At 69.8% G+C, this 16,223-nt stretch carries 14 protein-coding genes; 9 read left to right on the forward strand and 5 right to left on the reverse strand.

The annotated features are described in order from the left end of the window. The first annotated feature begins 211 nt into the window (after window positions 1-211). Both ABZ297_RS06120 and ABZ297_RS06125 read left to right on the forward strand, forming a co-directional pair. On the forward strand, window positions 212-3,355 hold the full coding sequence (locus ABZ297_RS06120) for a PDZ domain-containing protein (RefSeq protein WP_355340157.1): 3,144 nt from the start codon (window positions 212-214) through the stop codon (window positions 3,353-3,355). Window positions 3,356-3,558: 203 nt separating this feature from the next. Next, entirely contained in the window at window positions 3,559-3,999 is a 441-nt protein-coding gene (locus ABZ297_RS06125) for a YbaB/EbfC family nucleoid-associated protein (RefSeq protein ID WP_355340159.1), read from the forward strand. Window positions 4,000-4,042: 43 nt separating this feature from the next. Here ABZ297_RS06125 and ABZ297_RS06130 read toward each other — a convergent pair whose 3' ends face one another. The 3 genes from ABZ297_RS06130 to ABZ297_RS06140 form a co-directional block, all read right to left on the reverse strand. Beyond that, window positions 4,043-4,657 carry a hypothetical protein gene (locus ABZ297_RS06130; protein ID WP_355340162.1) on the reverse strand — a complete coding sequence of 205 codons (615 nt, stop codon included), beginning with the start codon at window positions 4,655-4,657 and terminating at the stop codon, window positions 4,043-4,045. Between the two features lie 67 nt (window positions 4,658-4,724). Further along, on the reverse strand, window positions 4,725-5,054 hold the full coding sequence (locus ABZ297_RS06135; protein WP_355340165.1) for a hypothetical protein: 330 nt from the start codon (window positions 5,052-5,054) through the stop codon (window positions 4,725-4,727). Window positions 5,055-5,094: 40 nt separating this feature from the next. Continuing rightward, window positions 5,095-6,207: an aminotransferase class I/II-fold pyridoxal phosphate-dependent enzyme gene (locus tag ABZ297_RS06140; RefSeq protein ID WP_355340168.1), complete on the reverse strand. Its 1,113-nt coding sequence runs from the start codon at window positions 6,205-6,207 to the stop codon at window positions 5,095-5,097. A 153-nt stretch (window positions 6,208-6,360) separates the two neighbouring features. Between ABZ297_RS06140 and ABZ297_RS06145 the strand changes: the two genes are divergently transcribed. Continuing rightward, a complete protein-coding gene (locus ABZ297_RS06145; RefSeq protein ID WP_355340171.1) occupies window positions 6,361-7,878 on the forward strand; it encodes an FAD-dependent monooxygenase in 1,518 nt (505 codons plus the stop codon). Continuing rightward, a complete protein-coding gene (locus ABZ297_RS06150) occupies window positions 7,848-8,453 on the forward strand; it encodes a TetR/AcrR family transcriptional regulator (RefSeq protein WP_355340174.1) in 606 nt (201 codons plus the stop codon). Before ABZ297_RS06145 ends, ABZ297_RS06150 begins: the two co-directional genes overlap by 31 nt. A gap of 130 nt (window positions 8,454-8,583) precedes the next feature. Here ABZ297_RS06150 and lexA read toward each other — a convergent pair whose 3' ends face one another. Next, entirely contained in the window at window positions 8,584-9,291 is a 708-nt protein-coding gene (gene lexA / locus ABZ297_RS06155) for a transcriptional repressor LexA (RefSeq protein WP_355340176.1), read from the reverse strand. Between the two features lie 1,121 nt (window positions 9,292-10,412). On the opposite strand from lexA, the gene ABZ297_RS06160 reads away from it, so the two are divergent. After that, window positions 10,413-10,634 carry a hypothetical protein gene (locus ABZ297_RS06160; protein ID WP_355340179.1) on the forward strand — a complete coding sequence of 74 codons (222 nt, stop codon included), beginning with the start codon at window positions 10,413-10,415 and terminating at the stop codon, window positions 10,632-10,634. Between the two features lie 77 nt (window positions 10,635-10,711). Here the strand turns inward: ABZ297_RS06160 and ABZ297_RS06165 are convergent, their stop codons facing one another. Continuing rightward, window positions 10,712-11,308 carry a cadmium resistance transporter gene (locus tag ABZ297_RS06165; RefSeq protein WP_355340182.1) on the reverse strand — a complete coding sequence of 199 codons (597 nt, stop codon included), beginning with the start codon at window positions 11,306-11,308 and terminating at the stop codon, window positions 10,712-10,714. Between the two features lie 436 nt (window positions 11,309-11,744). On the opposite strand from ABZ297_RS06165, the gene nrdR reads away from it, so the two are divergent. From nrdR to ABZ297_RS06185, 4 genes are all read left to right on the forward strand, one after another. Next, window positions 11,745-12,200 carry a transcriptional regulator NrdR gene (gene nrdR, locus ABZ297_RS06170; protein WP_355340185.1) on the forward strand — a complete coding sequence of 152 codons (456 nt, stop codon included), beginning with the start codon at window positions 11,745-11,747 and terminating at the stop codon, window positions 12,198-12,200. Beyond that, a complete protein-coding gene (locus ABZ297_RS06175; protein ID WP_355340188.1) occupies window positions 12,197-15,010 on the forward strand; it encodes a vitamin B12-dependent ribonucleotide reductase in 2,814 nt (937 codons plus the stop codon). The genes nrdR and ABZ297_RS06175 overlap by 4 nt, the downstream gene beginning before the upstream one ends. Before the next feature lie 206 nt (window positions 15,011-15,216). After that, window positions 15,217-15,633 (forward strand): prevent-host-death protein, encoded by a 417-nt coding sequence (locus ABZ297_RS06180; RefSeq protein WP_343947584.1) that lies wholly within the window; start codon window positions 15,217-15,219, stop codon window positions 15,631-15,633. 218 nt (window positions 15,634-15,851) lie between these two features. Then, window positions 15,852-16,055, forward strand: coding sequence for a hypothetical protein (locus ABZ297_RS06185; protein WP_355340191.1), 204 nt, complete (start codon window positions 15,852-15,854; stop codon window positions 16,053-16,055). Window positions 16,056-16,223: the final 168 nt, after the last annotated feature.

Consider the following 16,223-nt stretch of genomic DNA (forward strand, 5'->3'; position numbering starts at 1 on the left):
TCGGTCATCTTCCCATTTGTCGGGTTGGCATCCTTGGGCGCATCCGGTCTTGACCCATCCTTGGAGCGGACGGCTGTTCGCTTGTAGCGCAGGCCGTGTCCTCGGGTTGTCCGGGTTCTGCGAGCTTGCCGGGTGCGCGGCGTGGCGCTGTCACCTGCGGGGGGCGGTCTGGGTCTCGGCCGTTCGAGGTGCCGCGCATTAGTGTGCAGCTGTGACAAATGGCGCATACCTCAGATATCCGCATCTTCACGGTGACCTGGTCACCTTCGTCGCCGACGATGACGTCTGGCTGGCGCCGCTGGCGGGCGGCAGGGCCTGGCGCTTCACCGCAGACCGGACGCCTGTCTCCAACCCCCGGTTCTCGCCCGACGGCACCCGCATCGCGTGGACCAGCACCCGCGAGGGGGCGCCCGAGGTCTTCGCCGCCGAGGTCGACGGGCCGGAGGGCGAGCGGCTGACCCACTGGGGCAACGCGATGACCGGGGCCCGCGGGTGGAGCGCCGACGGGGACGTCTTCGCCGTCACCGCCGCCGGTGAGGGCGGGCGGGCGCGGACCTGGGCGTACGCCGTCCCGCTCGACGGCGGGGCCGCGTCCCGGCTGCCGTACGGGTGGGTGAGCGACGTCGCCGTGAGCGGCGCCAAGGTGGCGACCGTCTCGCCGATGTGGCGCGAGCCGTCACAGTGGAAGCGCTACCGGGGCGGCACGGCGGGCAAGATCTGGGTCGACGCCGAGGGCGACGGCGAGTTCACCCGGCTGTTCGCCGACAGCGACGCGCAGTACTGGTCGGTGACGTGGGTGGGGGACAGGATCGCCTTCCTGGCCGACCCCGACGGCACCGGCAACGTCTACTCGTCCCTGCCCGACGGCTCCGACCTGCGCAGGCACACCTCCCACGACGAGTTCTACACCCGGCACGCCTCGACCGACGGGCAGCGGCTGATCTACAGCCACGCCGGTGACCTCTGGCTGCTGGAGAGCCTGGACGCCGAGCCGACCCGGCTGGACATCAGGCTCGGCGGGCCGCGACCGGCCCGCGCCAGGCGGCCCGCCCCCATCCGCGTCGGCGGGTTCTCCCCGGACGCGACCGGCCGGGCGAGCGCGGTCGAGATCCGCGGCACCGCGCACTGGGTCACCCACCGCGACGGCCCGGCCGGCATGCTGCGGGCCGAGTCCGGCGTGCGGGTCCGGCTGCCGCGCACGCTCGGCGCCGACGGGCGGACCCTCTGGGTGTCGGACGCCGGAGGCGAGGACGGCCTCGAGATCGGCACACCGGGAGGCGAGATCCGCACGCTGGCCACCGGGGAGCTGGGCCGGGTGCTCGACCTGGCCGCCGCGCCCGACGGCAAGCACGCGGCCGTGGCCACGCACGACGGGCGTTTGCTGGCCATAGACCTCGAATCCGGAAATATCCGGGAACTGGACCGCACGTCCCAGGGCGACATCAGCGGGCTCACCTTCTCCCCCGACTCCGCCTGGCTGGCCTGGGTCCACCCCCACCACGAGCCGCTCTCCCAGATCAAGCTCGGACGCCTCGACGGGACCACGGTGATCGACGTGACCCCGCTGCGCTTCGCCGACTTCAACCCCGCCTTCACCAGGGACGGCAAGCACCTGGCCTTCCTGTCCGTCAGGACCTTCGAGCCGGTCTACGACGCGCACGTGTTCGACCTGTCCTTCCCCGCCGCCTGCCGGCCGTACATCGTCCCGCTGCAGGCCACCACCCCCTCCCCGTTCGCCCCCAGCCTGCAGGGACGCGGCTTCAACGGCGAGGACGACAAGCCCGCGTCCGAGGAGAAGAAGGACGACGCGCCGCCGCGCACCGAGGTGGACGCCGAAGGGCTCGCCTCCCGCGTGGTCCCCGTCCCCGTCCCCGCCGGCCGGTACCGCAGCCTGCGCACCGCCAAGGACGCCCTGCTCTGGCTGCGCGTCCCGCAGTCCAGTCAGCCCGACGGCGGCACGTCCGGCGAGACCGTGCTGGAGCGCTACGACCTCAAGAAGCGCGCCAAGGCCGAGCTGGGCCAGGACGTGCGGGCGTTCGAGGTGAGCGGCGACGGCACCAGGCTCGTCACCAACGGCAAGAACGGCCTGCAGACCCGCGCTGCCGTGGAGGGCGACGAGGTCGTCAGCATCGAGCTGGACCGGATCTCGGCGCAGCTCGACCCGGTAGCCGAATGGCGGCAGGGCTACCGCGAGGCCGGACGGCTGATGCGCGACCACTTCTGGCGCGCCGACATGAACGGCGTCGACTGGCAGGCCGTCCTCGACAGGTACGCGCCGCTGGTCGAGCGCCTCGGCTCCTACTCGGAGCTGATCGACCTGCTCTGGGAGGTCCAGGCCGAGCTCGGCACCTCCCACGCCTACGCCCGCGCCAACGGCACGGCCGTGGACCCTCGCCGCCGCCAGGGCCTGCTCGGCGCCGACCTGGCCCGCGACGCCGACGGGGTGTGGCGCGTCGAACGCGTCCTGCCGGGCGAGTCGTCCGACGACGAGGCGCGCTCGCCGCTGCTCGCGCCCGGTGTCGCCGTGCGGGCGGGGGACGCGATCGTCGCCGTGGGCGGACGTCCCGTCGATCCCGTCCGCGGGCCGTTCCCCCTGCTGTCCGGGACGGCGGGGCAGCCGGTCGAGCTGACCGTGCGTCCCGCGTCCGGCGGCGACCCGCGCCGCGTCGTCGTCACCCCGATCGACGACGAGACGCAGCTGCGCTACCACGACTGGGTGGAGGGCCGCAGGGCCTACGTCCGCGAGGCGTCCGGGGGCAGGCTCGGGTACCTGCACGTGCCCGACATGGTCGCCTCCGGCTGGGCGCAGTTCCACCGTGACCTGCGCACCGAGATGGCCTACGAGGGGCTGGTCGTGGACGTCCGGGAGAACGGCGGCGGGCACACGTCCGAGCTGGTGCTGGAGAAGCTGTCACGGCGGGTCACCGGCTGGGCGTGGGCGCGCGGCTACGAGCCGATGCGCTACCCGGAGGACTCGCCGCGCGGCCCCATCGTGGCCGTCACGGACGAGTACGCCGGGTCCGACGGCGACATCGTCAGCGCGGGCATCAAGAACCGCGGCCTCGGCCCGCTGGTCGGCACCCGCACGTGGGGCGGCGTGATCGGCATCGACTCCCGCTACTCCCTGGTGGACGGCACCGTGGTCACCCAGCCGAGGTACTCCTTCTGGCTGGAGGGGCCGGGCTGGGGCGTCGAGAACCACGGCGTCGACCCGGACGTCGAGGTCGTCACCACGCCGCAGGACCGGGTGGCCGGGCGCGACCCGCAACTGGAGAAGGCGGTCGAGCTCGCGCTCGCGGCACTGGAGGAACGGCCCGCGGCCACGCCTCCCGACCTGCCCCCTCTCGAGGCGTAACGGAGCCGTAACGGGATTCGGGTGGTGTTCATCCATCCGGGTCCCGTTCGAGGGGCTGCCGTGACCGCGGCATCGCCTCCGACGTGCTCGGTGCCGATGATCGCCGCGACACCATGAGCTGCCGCCTGACTGTTCGGGTACTGCCGGAATTCGACTTGTGCTATCACGTTCCGTGAGAAACGTGTACGACATGGAGGAAACACGTGGATAACCCGCTCGGAAATTTCGCGAACATCGACGTCGAGGCGTTCCTGCGGGATTCCGAAAAACGCGTGGCCGACTTCGCGGCGACGCAGAAAGAGGTCGAGGCCGCTGTCGGCCGGGCCACGGCCGCCGACGGTCACATCGCCGTCGAGTGCACCGCGCAGGGCGGCGTGAGCCGGCTCGCCATCGATCCCAGGGCGAAGCGGATGAGCGTCGACGAGATGTCCGAGGCGATCCTCGCTGCCATCCGCGACGCCGACGCCGACCTCCAACGGCAGCTGTCCACGATCATGACGGGCTCGTTCGGAGGACTGGACCCCGCCATGGGCGATCCGGACATCGCCCGGGCGAAGGTGGCCGAGGCGCAGCAGGCCTTCGATCGGATGATGGGCGACGCGATGGGAGAGCTGGATCGCATGCGTAAGAAGCTCGGCTACTGAGGTGCCCCGGCGGGCGGGGCGCCCCGCCCGCCGGTGGAGCGGGTCAGACCTCGGCGGTGTCGGCCTTGGGACGCCCTGCCGCGTACTGCGGCTTGAGGCCGTCCGTGAGGCTGTGCTCGGCCATCCAGGCGGCCCCGTACTTCAGTGCCAGCTCCAGCACGTGCTGGAGCACGAAGTTCCGCAGCTGGATGACCCTCGCCTCGGCGGTGATCGCCTGCGAGTGTGCCTCCAACGTGGCGTACACCCTCCCCGGCCCGACGAACAGGGCCTTGAGCATGGTGGTCATCGCCAGGGTCGCGAGGCCCGCATGGAGGTAGATGTACGCCGTCCAGAGGTTGGCCAGCCATCGGAGGATCGACGAGAGGCTGTGGGCGGAGTCGGACGCGGTGTCCGACGCAAGGGCGTAGTCGGCGACGTTCTGCCCGTAAAGCTGCCGTTCCGGCCCCTGCCAGTTGGCCGAGGACACGCTGCCATGCTGCTCCTGCGTTGTCCTGCCCGCGGCGTAGACGCCGTTTCCGAAGGCGCTCCAGCCGTCCGCGGCCCTGTGAACCACCGGTGGGTCGGCCGGCACCGACAGCCCGTATCCGACCAGCACCCGCTCGTACACGGGAAAGACCACGGTGGCCAACGCGTACGTGGCGAGGGTGGCGTACTGCATCAGCCTGAGGTTGCCGCCCTCGTCCCCAGGTTGGAACGGGTCCGGGGTTCCGCCGGGGATGGGTATCTTAAATCCGCCGGACATGGTCCTCGTTTCTCTGATCCGCGGTCTGGACGTTGTCGGCGACCGTGTGCAGCCGGTCCCGATGAGCGCGCAGGCCTTCGATCGTGCTGTTGACCTTGTTCTCGGCGTAGCCGACGATCTTGTCGTGTTCGTTGGCCAGGGGCCATCCGAGCACCCCCAGGGCCCACGTTCCCATGCGCATGTTCGCGGGGAAGCCGCTGGCCTCCTCCAGGTGCGACACCGGGGAGGTGCCGTCGATGTCGTCGACGAGAGCGTCGCCCAATGCTCTGATCGCCGGCAGATTGTGGATACGTGCTGCTTCGTCTTGGCTCAAGACTGCTCCGTGTACGTGATCCATTACGTGCGTCGGAATACTAGCCCAGCGGGCGCGCGAGCCGGTTGAGGATCTCGGTCAGGACGGGTTCGGTGGTGGCGAAGTTCAGCCGGGCGAAGTTCTCGCCGCCGGGGCCGAACCCGGCGCCGTCGCTCAGCATCACTTTGGCCTCGCGCTCCAGCCGCTCGGCCGCCCCCGGACGTCCGTAGTCGAGCCAGGCCAGGTAGGTGGCCTGCGGCAGCCGGTACCCGACCCCCTCGGGAAGGCGCTCCGCGATCGTACGGCGGTTGCGGTCGAGCAGGGCGCGGGTCTCGTCCAGCCAGGAATCCCCGTGCCGCCACGCCGCGACCGTCGCGTCCACGCCGAACACGTGCGCCGACCCGTAGACGAAGGACGGCTGCGCGCCGAGCGCCTTCCTGACGTCCGGCGAGCCGATGTGGGCCACCGAGCACCTGATGCCGCCCAGATTGAACGCCTTGGTGGCGGAGGTCAGCGTCACCGTCCGCTCGGGCAGGATCGTGGCGAACGGGATGTGCTCGTGCGGGGCGTAGGCGAGGTCGGCGTGGATCTCGTCGGCGATGACCAGCAGGTCGTGGCGCTCGACGTGGTCGGCCAGTTCGGTCAGCTCGTCCCTGGTGAAGACGCGGCCGGTCGGGTTGTGCGGGTTGACCAGCAGCAGCACCCGGCATCCCGCCAGGTCCGGCGGGTCGAAGCGCCAGGAGTCGCCGTCGGGCCGGAGCGGGATGGGGCGCAGCGGGCGGTCCATCTCCGCCAGCGTGCCGAGGAACGGGTGGTAGGCCGGGGTGTGCAGCGCCACCCCGTCGCCGGGCCTGGTGCACACGTGGAGGAGCACCTGAAGCGCCTGGTTGATGTCGCTGTAGGCGCGGACCAGTGAGGGGTCGGCGTCCCAGCCGTAGCGGGTGGCCATCCGCTCCGCGAACGCCTCCGCGAGCGGCCCCGGCTGCGGGCTCTCGAGCCAGACGGGATATCCGAGGTCGCCTTCGGCCCGCCGGCGCAGGGCTTCGATCACGGCCGGGGCTGTGGGGAGGTCCATGTCGGCGATCCAGGCGGGGATGACGTCCGGTCCGGCCTTCGCCCACTTGAGCCCGTCATGCGTTGACTTGAGGGTTTTGCCCACGAATGCGTCGCTCACCCGAGCATTTTAGGGACCCCTTCCCCAGACATCGAGGGCCTGGCCCCTCGTCTCGTCGGCTCTCCTGCTCCCGCTGTGCGGGTGGCCCTGTGTGGCAGCGCCCGGCGGCGCCCGCTCTCGCGAATTAGTAATCGGTACGGTACCGTTTATTAAATGACGGACACCGTACTCATCGCGGGCGCCGGCCCTACCGGCCTGGCCCTCGCCGTTCACCTGGCCCTGCACGACATCCCCGTCCGGGTCGTGGATGCCGCCCCCGGCCCCGCCACCACCTCCCGCGCTCTCGGCCTGCAACCACGCGGCGCCGAGGTGCTGGAACGAGTCGGCGCGCTCGGCGACCTGCCGCAACGGTCGCAGTCCTCGCTCACCATGTCCTACAACGAGGGATCGCGCACCGTGCTGCAGTCCCAGGTCGGCCAAGCCGTGATGGACCAGCCGAAACAGACGCTGCTGATCTCGCAGGCCGAGGTCGAAGGCGCCCTGCGGCAACGGCTCCGCGAGCTCGGCGGCGAAGTCGAGTGGCATACCCGGATCGTCGGGGCCCAGCAGGACGACAGGGGCGTCACCGTCACCGTCCGCACCGGCGACGACGCCGAGCAGCAGGTCGAGACCGACTGGCTGATCGGCTGCGACGGCGCGCACAGCACGGTGCGCAAGCTCGCCGGGATCGGCTTCCCCGGCCGCAAACTCTTCGAACGCCTGCTGATGATCGACGTGCGGGCCCCGTGGCCGTTCGACAGGAACGGCAGCACCACCTGGATGGACGCCGGGCACATGCTGTCGGTGACCGCCCTGCCTGACGACACGTGGCGGGTGTTCACCGAACCACCGGCAGACCTGCCGGACCAGCTGTCCGAAAGCGAGATCGCCGACCGGGTGCTGGACGAGTTCGCCCGCCGCAGCGGCGTCAGCCTCGACACGGTCGCCGAGGTCCGCTGGGCCTCGGAGTTCCGGATCCACCGCCGGCTCGCCGACTCCTACCGTCGCGGCCGGATCCTGCTGGCCGGCGACGCGGCCCACATTCAGAGCCCCAGCGGCGGGCAGGGGCAGAACACCGGGCTCGGCGACTCGGAGAACCTCGGCTGGAAGCTGGTGCTGGTGGCCCGCGGCAGCGCCGACCAGCGGCTCCTCGACACCTACGAGGGGGAGCGGCGTCCGCTGGCCCGCAACGTGCTGAGGGCGACCAGCACCGCGGTCGACGTCATGTCGCCCGACAGCGAGTGGAAACGACTGGTACGCGACAAGGTGGTCCTGCCGATCTTCCGGCTGCCGGCCGTGCAACGACGGCTGTGGCTGGCCGCGTCGCAGCTGGGCATCAGCTACCGGGGCGGACCGCTGGCGCCCGCTTCGCACCGGTGGACCCAGGGGCCGCGTCCGGGTGACCGGATGCCGGACATCAGGTGCCGGCGTTCCGACGGTGGTGAGGTCATGCTGCACGCGGCGATATCGGGCTGCTGGGTGGTGCTCGCCGGCGACGAACGCGACGCCGCCAGGCACGCCGCTGCCGCCGCCACACAGCTGGGCGCCGACCTGGTGATCCCGCTCGTGCCGGTGGAGACGGGCGTGCGCGACGTGCTGCTGATCCGCCCCGACGGGCACATCGGTTGGCGCGGACGTCCGGCACCGGACAGACTGGCGGCATGGCTGAACCAGGTGCTGTGGCCGGCGTAGACCGCGGCCGCCCACGCGACCCCAGTAACGACGCCTCGATCCTGGACGCCGCGCTGGACCTGCTGATAGAGCGCGGGGCGGCGGGTACCAGCATCGAGGCGGTCGCCCGGCGCGCCGGCGTGGCGAAGCTGACCGTCTACCGGCGCTGGCAGTCCAAAGAGGATCTCCTGATGGGCGCGCTGGAGCACGCCCGCCACGCCGACCTGGACACGCCCGCCGCCGGGCGGACGATCGAGGAACTGGTCGAGTTCACCGCCGAACTGCTGAGCCAACCCCGGTTCCGCGCGCTGATGGCGCGGGTGATCGGCGCCTCGGTGGACTACCCGAAACTGGTGATCGCCTACACCGAGCGGTACCTCCAGCCCCGGCTGGACGCCGTGGCGCACCTGGCCCGGCAGGCCGTCGACGCCGGCCAGTTCCCGAAGGACACCGACCCGAGCGCCGTACAGGACGTCTTCTCCAGCGCGATCGGGTTCGTCCTTCTCCACGGCGAGGAGGACTTGACCGCAGCGCAGATCGCGCGCCGGCTGTGGGCCCTGTTGCACCACATGGGGTACCAGCCCCTGAACCCCTAGCGCTGCGGCGGGGGAGTGCTGTGCGCTGCGGCACGGCGTGGACGCCGTGCCGCAGAACGAAGAACCAGTCGCTGAGCGGAGAGCCGCAGGCGCGGGAGCCCGCCGGAGGCGGAGCCGCGCCGCGCGGAAGCTAGAGGCGACGCAGGACGGCCACGACCTTGCCCAGGACGCTGGCCTCGTCGCCGGGGATCGGGTCGTAGTTGGCGTTGTGCGGGACGAGCCAGACGTGGCCGTCCTTGCGCTTGAAGGTCTTGACCGTGGCCTCGCCCTCGATCATGGCCGCCACGATGTCGCCGCTCTCGGCCACCGGCTGCTGGCGGACCACGACCCAGTCGCCGTCGGCGATCGCGGCGTCGATCATCGAGTCGCCGGCGACCTGCAGGAGGAACAGCGTGCCCTCGCCGACGAGCTGCTTGGGCAGCGCGAAGACGTCCTCGACGCTCTCCTCGGCCAGGATCGGCCCACCTGCGGCGATCCGGCCGACGAGCGGGACGTAGGCGGCCGTCGGCCTGCTCACCGTGGGCTCGTCGGTGGAGGCGTCGGGGTCGACCCAGAGGGCGGGCTCGCCGGGCAGGCGCACCTCAAGCGCGCGCGGCCGGTGAGGGTCGCGCCGCAGATACCCCTTGCGCTGCAACGCCGTCAACTGGTGCGACACGCTGGACGTGCTCGTCAGCTGGACCGCCTCGCCGATCTCCCGCATGGAGGGCGGATAGCCGCGCTGCTGCACCGAGTCTCGGATCACCTCGAGGATCTTGCGCTGCCTGGGCGTCAAGCCCAGAGAGTCGCGCCGACGCACCGCGAGGTCGGTAACCCCGTTCGCGTCCTCCCGCTCGCTCATGCTCTTCCTCCTCGCCCGGCGGGCGGCCTCACCGGCCAGCCTCCCGGTCCGTGGTCTTCGTGTCGCACACAGCGACCGTATCGCTGTTGAAGATCATCTTCAAACAATTGTTCGAGTCTTCCTCGAAATTGTTGCCAGCGTGGTGTACAACATCGTACGGGAGTTCGATCGACACCGTGTTCGATTTGCCGATCTTTGTTGGGCCTTTTCGTCAGGCCACGATGGGCGGGAGGTCAATCATGCGAGCGACCACGACCACAGACACCACCAGCGACGATGCCAGGCGGCTGACCCTCATCGCGGACGCGATCGGGGGCGGCGGCGATGGCACGGACAATACACACGACAACCACTCTGAGCACTATCCAAACGGCAATTCCGACAGAAAACCGGCTTCGGCCGGTTTCGAACGCGGTCGCGGATACGAAGATCCCGGCACGGGTCGCGGCCCGGGGGTTGCCTCCGGTTCCCCGGGGCGGCCCGGGAGGCCGGGCGCCGGGCACCGTCCCGTTGCGGGATCCGCAGGTCGCTCCGCGGTTGGCTCCTCGGGTCGCTCCGCGGTTGGCTCCTCGGGTCGGTCCGTGGCGGGTTCCTCGGGTCGGTCCGTGGCGGGTTCCTCGGGTCGGTCCGTGGGTCGCCCCGGGGCGGGTTCTGGGGGTCCGTCCGGGCCGCGTCGCGGGCCGGCGGCTCAGGGAGGGCCGAGGCTGTGGCTGGTGCCGCCGCCGCGCGCGGAGTCCGACACGGAGTCCGGCACGGAGTCCGACGCCGACGCCCAGCGTCGAGGGCGACGCCATGCCGACGGCGCGCCGGGCGCGCCGAGAGTCCCCCGGGGGTATCCGGGAGGGCGTCGAGCGGCCCCGCGCCCGCTCGACCAGGGGCGCGCCGGCGGCGAGGGCGGACGAACCCATGGGGAGGCGGTTTCGTCCGCAGACCGACCCGGTGTGCCACGCGAGGTGGCCCCCGGACGGCAGCCAGGCGTGGCCCAGGGGAGCGCCAGGAAGCGTGCGAAGGCGCGATCGCAGGGGAGCCCCAAGCGGCGGACGAGCACGGGGCGGCAGATGGGCTCGCCGGACGCGGCACGGCGGGGGAGTGCTGACAGACGTCCGGCGGGTGGACGGCGAGTGGACGCGGGCCGGATCGTCCGCGCCCCCAGGCAGGACGGCGTACCGCCGACGAGAGCGCGCAGGCCGCCGCTGCGGCTGACGCGGCGCGGGCGGATCGTGCTGGTGGTCGGGGTGGCGCTGCTGTCTCTCGGCGGGTTCTGGCTGGGCACCCGGGCGGCCGGCCTCGCCTCAGCAGCACCCGTGACCAGGGGCGAGTCGGTGCTGCCAGTGGCGCGGTAGGGGGCGCCGACACGCTCGGCGAAGTCAGGGGAGAGGTTCGGGTGTCGCGCGGCCCCGTCGGGGTGCGGGCGGGGGAGTCAGAAGAGCCTTGCGATGACGCCTGACTCGAGGACGATGAGCGCGCCGATCGCCATGAACACCCCGGGCACGAGCCACTGCCCGTACCGTTCGACGATCTCGATGACCCGCTTGTGCGAGCCGAGCCACGCCCCCGCCACGCACCACACGGCCACCCCGATGGCGAACACGAGGACGGTCACGACCGTGGGGCCGGTGCCGATCGTCCGGAACACCGGCGTGTAGACGGAGACGTTGTCCGCGCCGTTGGCGACCGTGACCCCCGTCACCGCGACCAGGCCGGACGCGACGGCGGGCGCGGACCCTCCGCCGCCGCGGACGGCCGAGACCAGGCCGCGCACCCCGAGCGCGAGCGGGACCAGCCCCAGGAGGCCGACCCAGTCGTCCGGGAGGATGGTCAGGCCCAGGGCCGCGACCACCGACAGGGCCACGAGCGCCGCCACCCCCGCGTACTGGCCCGCCCAGATCTGCCACGCCCTCGGGGCCCCGGTCGTGCGCGCCGACAGGAACAGCACGGTGAGCACGACGAGGTCGTCCACGTTGGTGCCGGCGAACATCCCCGCTGCCGCGGCGACGGTTGCTGCTATCCCGTCCATGGGCGCTGAACCTACCGACTCCCGCCGTCAACGGGGAATCCGGATCGACGGGCCCGGCGGGTGAACCCTTGGAAAGAGTGGATGCGCGGTGTCGCGCATGTGCCGGTCGATGCTGCTGTGATCGCGGTTCACCTGCGTGTTCGCACACAACCGAAGTGACCTGTGTGTGCAGGAACATCGCCGTCGCGGCGGTTGTTGTCGGCGACACACCGGGGAGGACACGCTGATCAGCGACTTCGGCGGGAGGGGGTCCGCCAACTTGCGTTCATGGTCGCGCGCTTCTACGGTTGGACCACAACATCTAGTAGTTACACCGATGTAGTTCACCACACCTTGTGTTTCCGTGACCGCACCATGGTTCTCCATGGGGCGCGCGTGAGCGTACGGAAAAGGGCTCTTGACGCCTGTGGTGGCCGCGGGTCCGGGAGGCGAAAGCGTGCACTGTCCGTTCTGTCGCCATCCTGACACGAGGGTCATCGACAGCCGCTCGACGGACGACGGCGCGGCCATCCGGCGCCGCCGCACCTGTCCCGAGTGCGGGCGCAGGTTCACCACCCAGGAGACCGTGCTCCTGATGGTGAGCAAGCGTAGCGGCGTGACGGAGCCGTTCTCGCGTGACAAGGTCGTCGCCGGCGTGCGACGGGCCTGCCAGGGCAGGCCGGTGAGTGAGGATTCGCTGGCCCAGCTGGGGCAGCAGGTCGAAGAGGCCATCAGAGCCAAGGGCGCGGCCGAGATTCCCTCGAACGAGGTGGGCCTGGCGATTCTGGGCCCGCTGCGGGAGTTGGACGAGGTGGCCTACCTGCGGTTCGCATCGGTATATCGCGGTTTCGAGAGCCTGGCGGACTTCGAGGCCGAGATCGAACAGTTGAAGGCGGAGAAGGGGGAGTCATGACGGAGACGGCCAGCGGTTCAGTCGCGCGCGGAGGTAAGCGTCCGCGCAAGGGTCTGAAGATGAAGCGGATCTTCACCCAGCCCGGCGTGCATCCGTACGACGACATCACGTGGGAGCGCCGCGACGTCGTCATGACCAACTGGCGCGACGGCTCGATCAACTTCGAGCAGCGGGGCGTCGAGTTCCCCGAGTCCTGGTCGGTCAACGCGGCCAACATCGTGACGACCAAGTACTTCCGTGGCGCGGTCGGCACGCCGCAGCGCGAGTGGAGCCTGAAGCAGCTCGTCGACCGGGTGGTGAGCGTCTACACCAGGACGGGCGTCGAGAACGGCTACTTCGCCAGCGACGAGGACGCCGAGATCTTCGACCACGAGCTGAAGCACGCCCTGGTCCACCAGGTCTTCGCGTTCAACTCGCCCGTCTGGTTCAACGTGGGCACGCAGAGCCCGCAGCAGGTCAGCGCCTGTTTCATCCTCTCCGTGGACGACCAGATGGAGTCGATCCTGGAGTGGTACAAGGAAGAGGGCGTGATCTTCAAGGGCGGCTCGGGTTCGGGCGTGAACCTGTCGCGGATCCGCTCGTCCAAGGAGCTGCTCTCCAGTGGCGGCACGGCGAGCGGCCCGGTGAGCTTCATGCGCGGCGCCGACGCGAGCGCGGGCACCATCAAGTCCGGCGGCGCGACCCGCCGGGCGGCCAAGATGGTCGTGCTGGACGTCGACCACCCCGACATCGAGGAGTTCATCGAGACGAAGGCGCGCGAGGAGGACAAGATCCGCGCGCTCCGCGACGCCGGGTTCGACATGGACCTGGGCGGCAAGGACATCGTCTCGGTGCAGTACCAGAACGCCAACAACTCGGTGCGCGTGTCCGACGAGTTCATGCGCGCGGTCGAGAAGGGCGGCGACTTCGGCCTGCGTGCCCGCCTGACGGGCGAGGTGATCGAGACGGTCGACGCCCGCGGCCTGTTCCGCAAGATGGCCAAGGCCGCCTGGGAGTGCGCCGACCCCGGCCTGCAGTACGACGACACGATCAACGACTGGCACACCACGCCCGAGACCGGCCGCATCACGGCGTCGAACCCGTGCTCGGAGTACGTGCACCTCGACAACTCCTCGTGCAACCTGGCCAGCATCAACCTGCTGAAGTTCCTGAAGGACGACAACTCCTTCGACGTGCAGAACTTCGTCAAGCTGACCGAGCTGATCATCACCGCGATGGACATCTCGATCACGTTCGCCGACTTCCCGACCGAGAAGATCGGCGAGACCACCCGCGCCTACCGGCAGCTCGGCATCGGCTACGCCAACCTGGGCGCGCTGCTCATGGCCACCGGCCACGCCTACGACTCCGACGGCGGCCGTGCGGTCGCGGGCGCGATCACCAGCCTGATGACCGGCGTCTCCTACCGGCGCAGCGCCGAGCTGGCCGGGGTCGTCGGGGCGTACGACGGCTATGCGCGCAACGCCGAGCCGCACAAGCGGGTCATGCGCAAGCACGCCGCCGCCAACGACGACCTGCGCACGATCGGCTCCATGGACGGGAAGATCCACGCCGAGGCGTCCCGCCAGTGGTCCGAGTGCCTCAGGATCGGCGAGAAGAACGGCTACCGTAACGCCCAGGCGTCGCTGCTGGCCCCGACCGGCACCATCGGCCTGATGATGGACTGCGACACCACCGGCATCGAGCCCGACCTCGCGCTGGTCAAGTTCAAGAAGCTGGTGGGCGGCGGGTCCATGCAGATCGTCAACCAGACGATCCCGCGGGCGCTCAAGCAGCTCGGCTACCAGCAGGAGCAGAACGAGGCGATCGTCGAGTACATCGCCGAGCACGGCCACGTCGTCGACGCCCCCGGCCTCAAGCACGAGCACTACGAGGTGTTCGACTGTGCGATGGGCGAGCGGGCGATCGCGCCGATGGGCCACGTCCGGATGATGGCCGCCACGCAGCCGTTCCTGTCGGGCGCGATCTCCAAGACGGTGAACCTGCCCGAGTCGGCCACGATCGACGACATCGAGCAGGTCTACCTGGAGGGCTGGAAGCTCGGCCTCAAGGCGCTGGCCGTCTACCGCGACAACTGCAAGGTCGGCCAGCCGCTGTCGGCCGCGGGCAAGAAGGACGAAGCCAAGACCGAGGCCAAGACCGAGAGCGTGCCCGAGGTCAAGGTTATCGAGGTCAACCGGCCCACCAGGCGCCGGATGCCCAACCAGCGTCCGAGCATGACCACCCGGTTCACGGTCGGCGGCGCGAAGGGGTACATGACCGCGTCGTCCTACCCCGACGACGGTCTGGGCGAGGTCTTCCTCAAGATGTCCAAGCAGGGCTCGACCCTGGCGGGCGTCATGGACGCCTTCTCGGTGGCGATCTCGATCGGCCTCCAGTACGGCGTGCCGCTCGAGACGTACATGAGCAAGTTCGTCAACATGCGCTTCGAGCCCGCCGGGATGACCGACGACCCGGACATCCGGATGGCCACCTCGGTGATGGACTACATCTTCCGTCGCCTGGCCCTCGACCACCTGCCGTACGACGAGCGGGCGGCCCTGGGCATCTTCTCGGCCGCCGAACGCGCCGCCCAGCAGCGCGGCGAGGACCCGGCCGCGCTCGCGGAGACGGTCGACCGCGAGGCGCTCGCCCAGTCGGCGCCGATCGAGGAGAGGCCCAAGCCGGAGCCGGTCAAGGAGGTGACGCTTGAGAGCCACCAGCGCTTCACGGCCGACGCGCCGCTCTGCATGACGTGCGGCACCAAGATGCGTCCCGCGGGGAGCTGCTACGTCTGCGAGGGCTGCGGCTCGACGAGCGGCTGCAGCTAGTTTTGGGCTCCAGCTAGATGTGAAATGCCTGGTCGGCAACGGGGTGTCGGTGACATGCTGACGCCCCGTTCACAAATCTGGTGCCAGTTGTTGCGCTTGATGCAACTGTACGGTCGGCCGCGCGGTTGAATGATCAGTACGCGACGTACTTGACGTACCTAAGGTGACGTGGCACCGTAGAGGTGCGTCTCGCTGGGAGGTTCGTCATGACCGCTGTTCACTTCGACAGCTATACAGAAGCTCGTGCACATCTCAAGGCGCTTTTGGATGCGGCCGAGAGAGGTCGCGTGGCAACGGTGCGTCGTGAGTCAGCCGTGACCGCCTTCGTGGATGTTGAAAGACTCCGGCACTACCTCGCGGTGGTCACTCCTTCTCGAGCACAGGTGCTTCCTGAAGCTGGTGGCTGGTCGGTTTTCATTCCGGGGCTACCTGTCGCCGCGGACGGTGCGACCTTTGATCAAGCCATTGCGGAGATGATCGAGGGCCTCCGTGAGTACGCGGAGGATTGGCAGGGCCGTCTGCTCGACGCGCCAAACCACCGCGAGAACTGGGGGCTTGTGCAGTTGATCAGCCTCAGTGATGACGAGCAACTGCGCGAATGGCTGGTAGGGAAGGGCCGGTGAGCTGGCCCCAGCCTGCCCGTGAGCATCACGACCGGTTCTGTCGGATCGAGGGCTGGCGTCTGGTGCGGAACGCCCGGGGAGGAACAGGGACGCACCATGTCACCTACGAGCTGGATCTTCCCGATGGCAGGATTCTGAGAACCCGGATCTCTCATCCGGTCGACCGAAGCACCTATGGCCCGGGTATTTGGAGTCACATTCTCCGCGATCAACTTCAGGTGGACGAGGTGACCTTCTGGGCGTGCGTTCAGAACGAGGTGAGACCCGATCGCGGAGCCCCCGAGTTGCCATCGGAGGCCCTGCCCGCAGACCTCGTGTTCATGTTGATCTCCAGGGTGGGTCTTGACGAGACGGCCGTGGCGGGGATGAGCAAGGAGGAGGCCATCGCGCGGCTCCAGAAGTACTGGACCGACGGGGTCTGATCCTTAGGAATACCGCACCTCTGGAATAAGTGCACTGCCCCAGTATTCTGGGCAGGTCACGACGTGACTGAATAGCTGTTGGCTCAGGGCGCGGGAGTGGAGAGCCGGACCTCGGGGGGGCCCAGCCCCCGGTGGGTGTGTTTTGGGTAAAATAACAATTTGGGGGTT

The organism is Nonomuraea sp. NPDC005983 (assembly GCF_040614375.1).
GTDB lineage: Bacteria > Actinomycetota > Actinomycetes > Streptosporangiales > Streptosporangiaceae > Nonomuraea.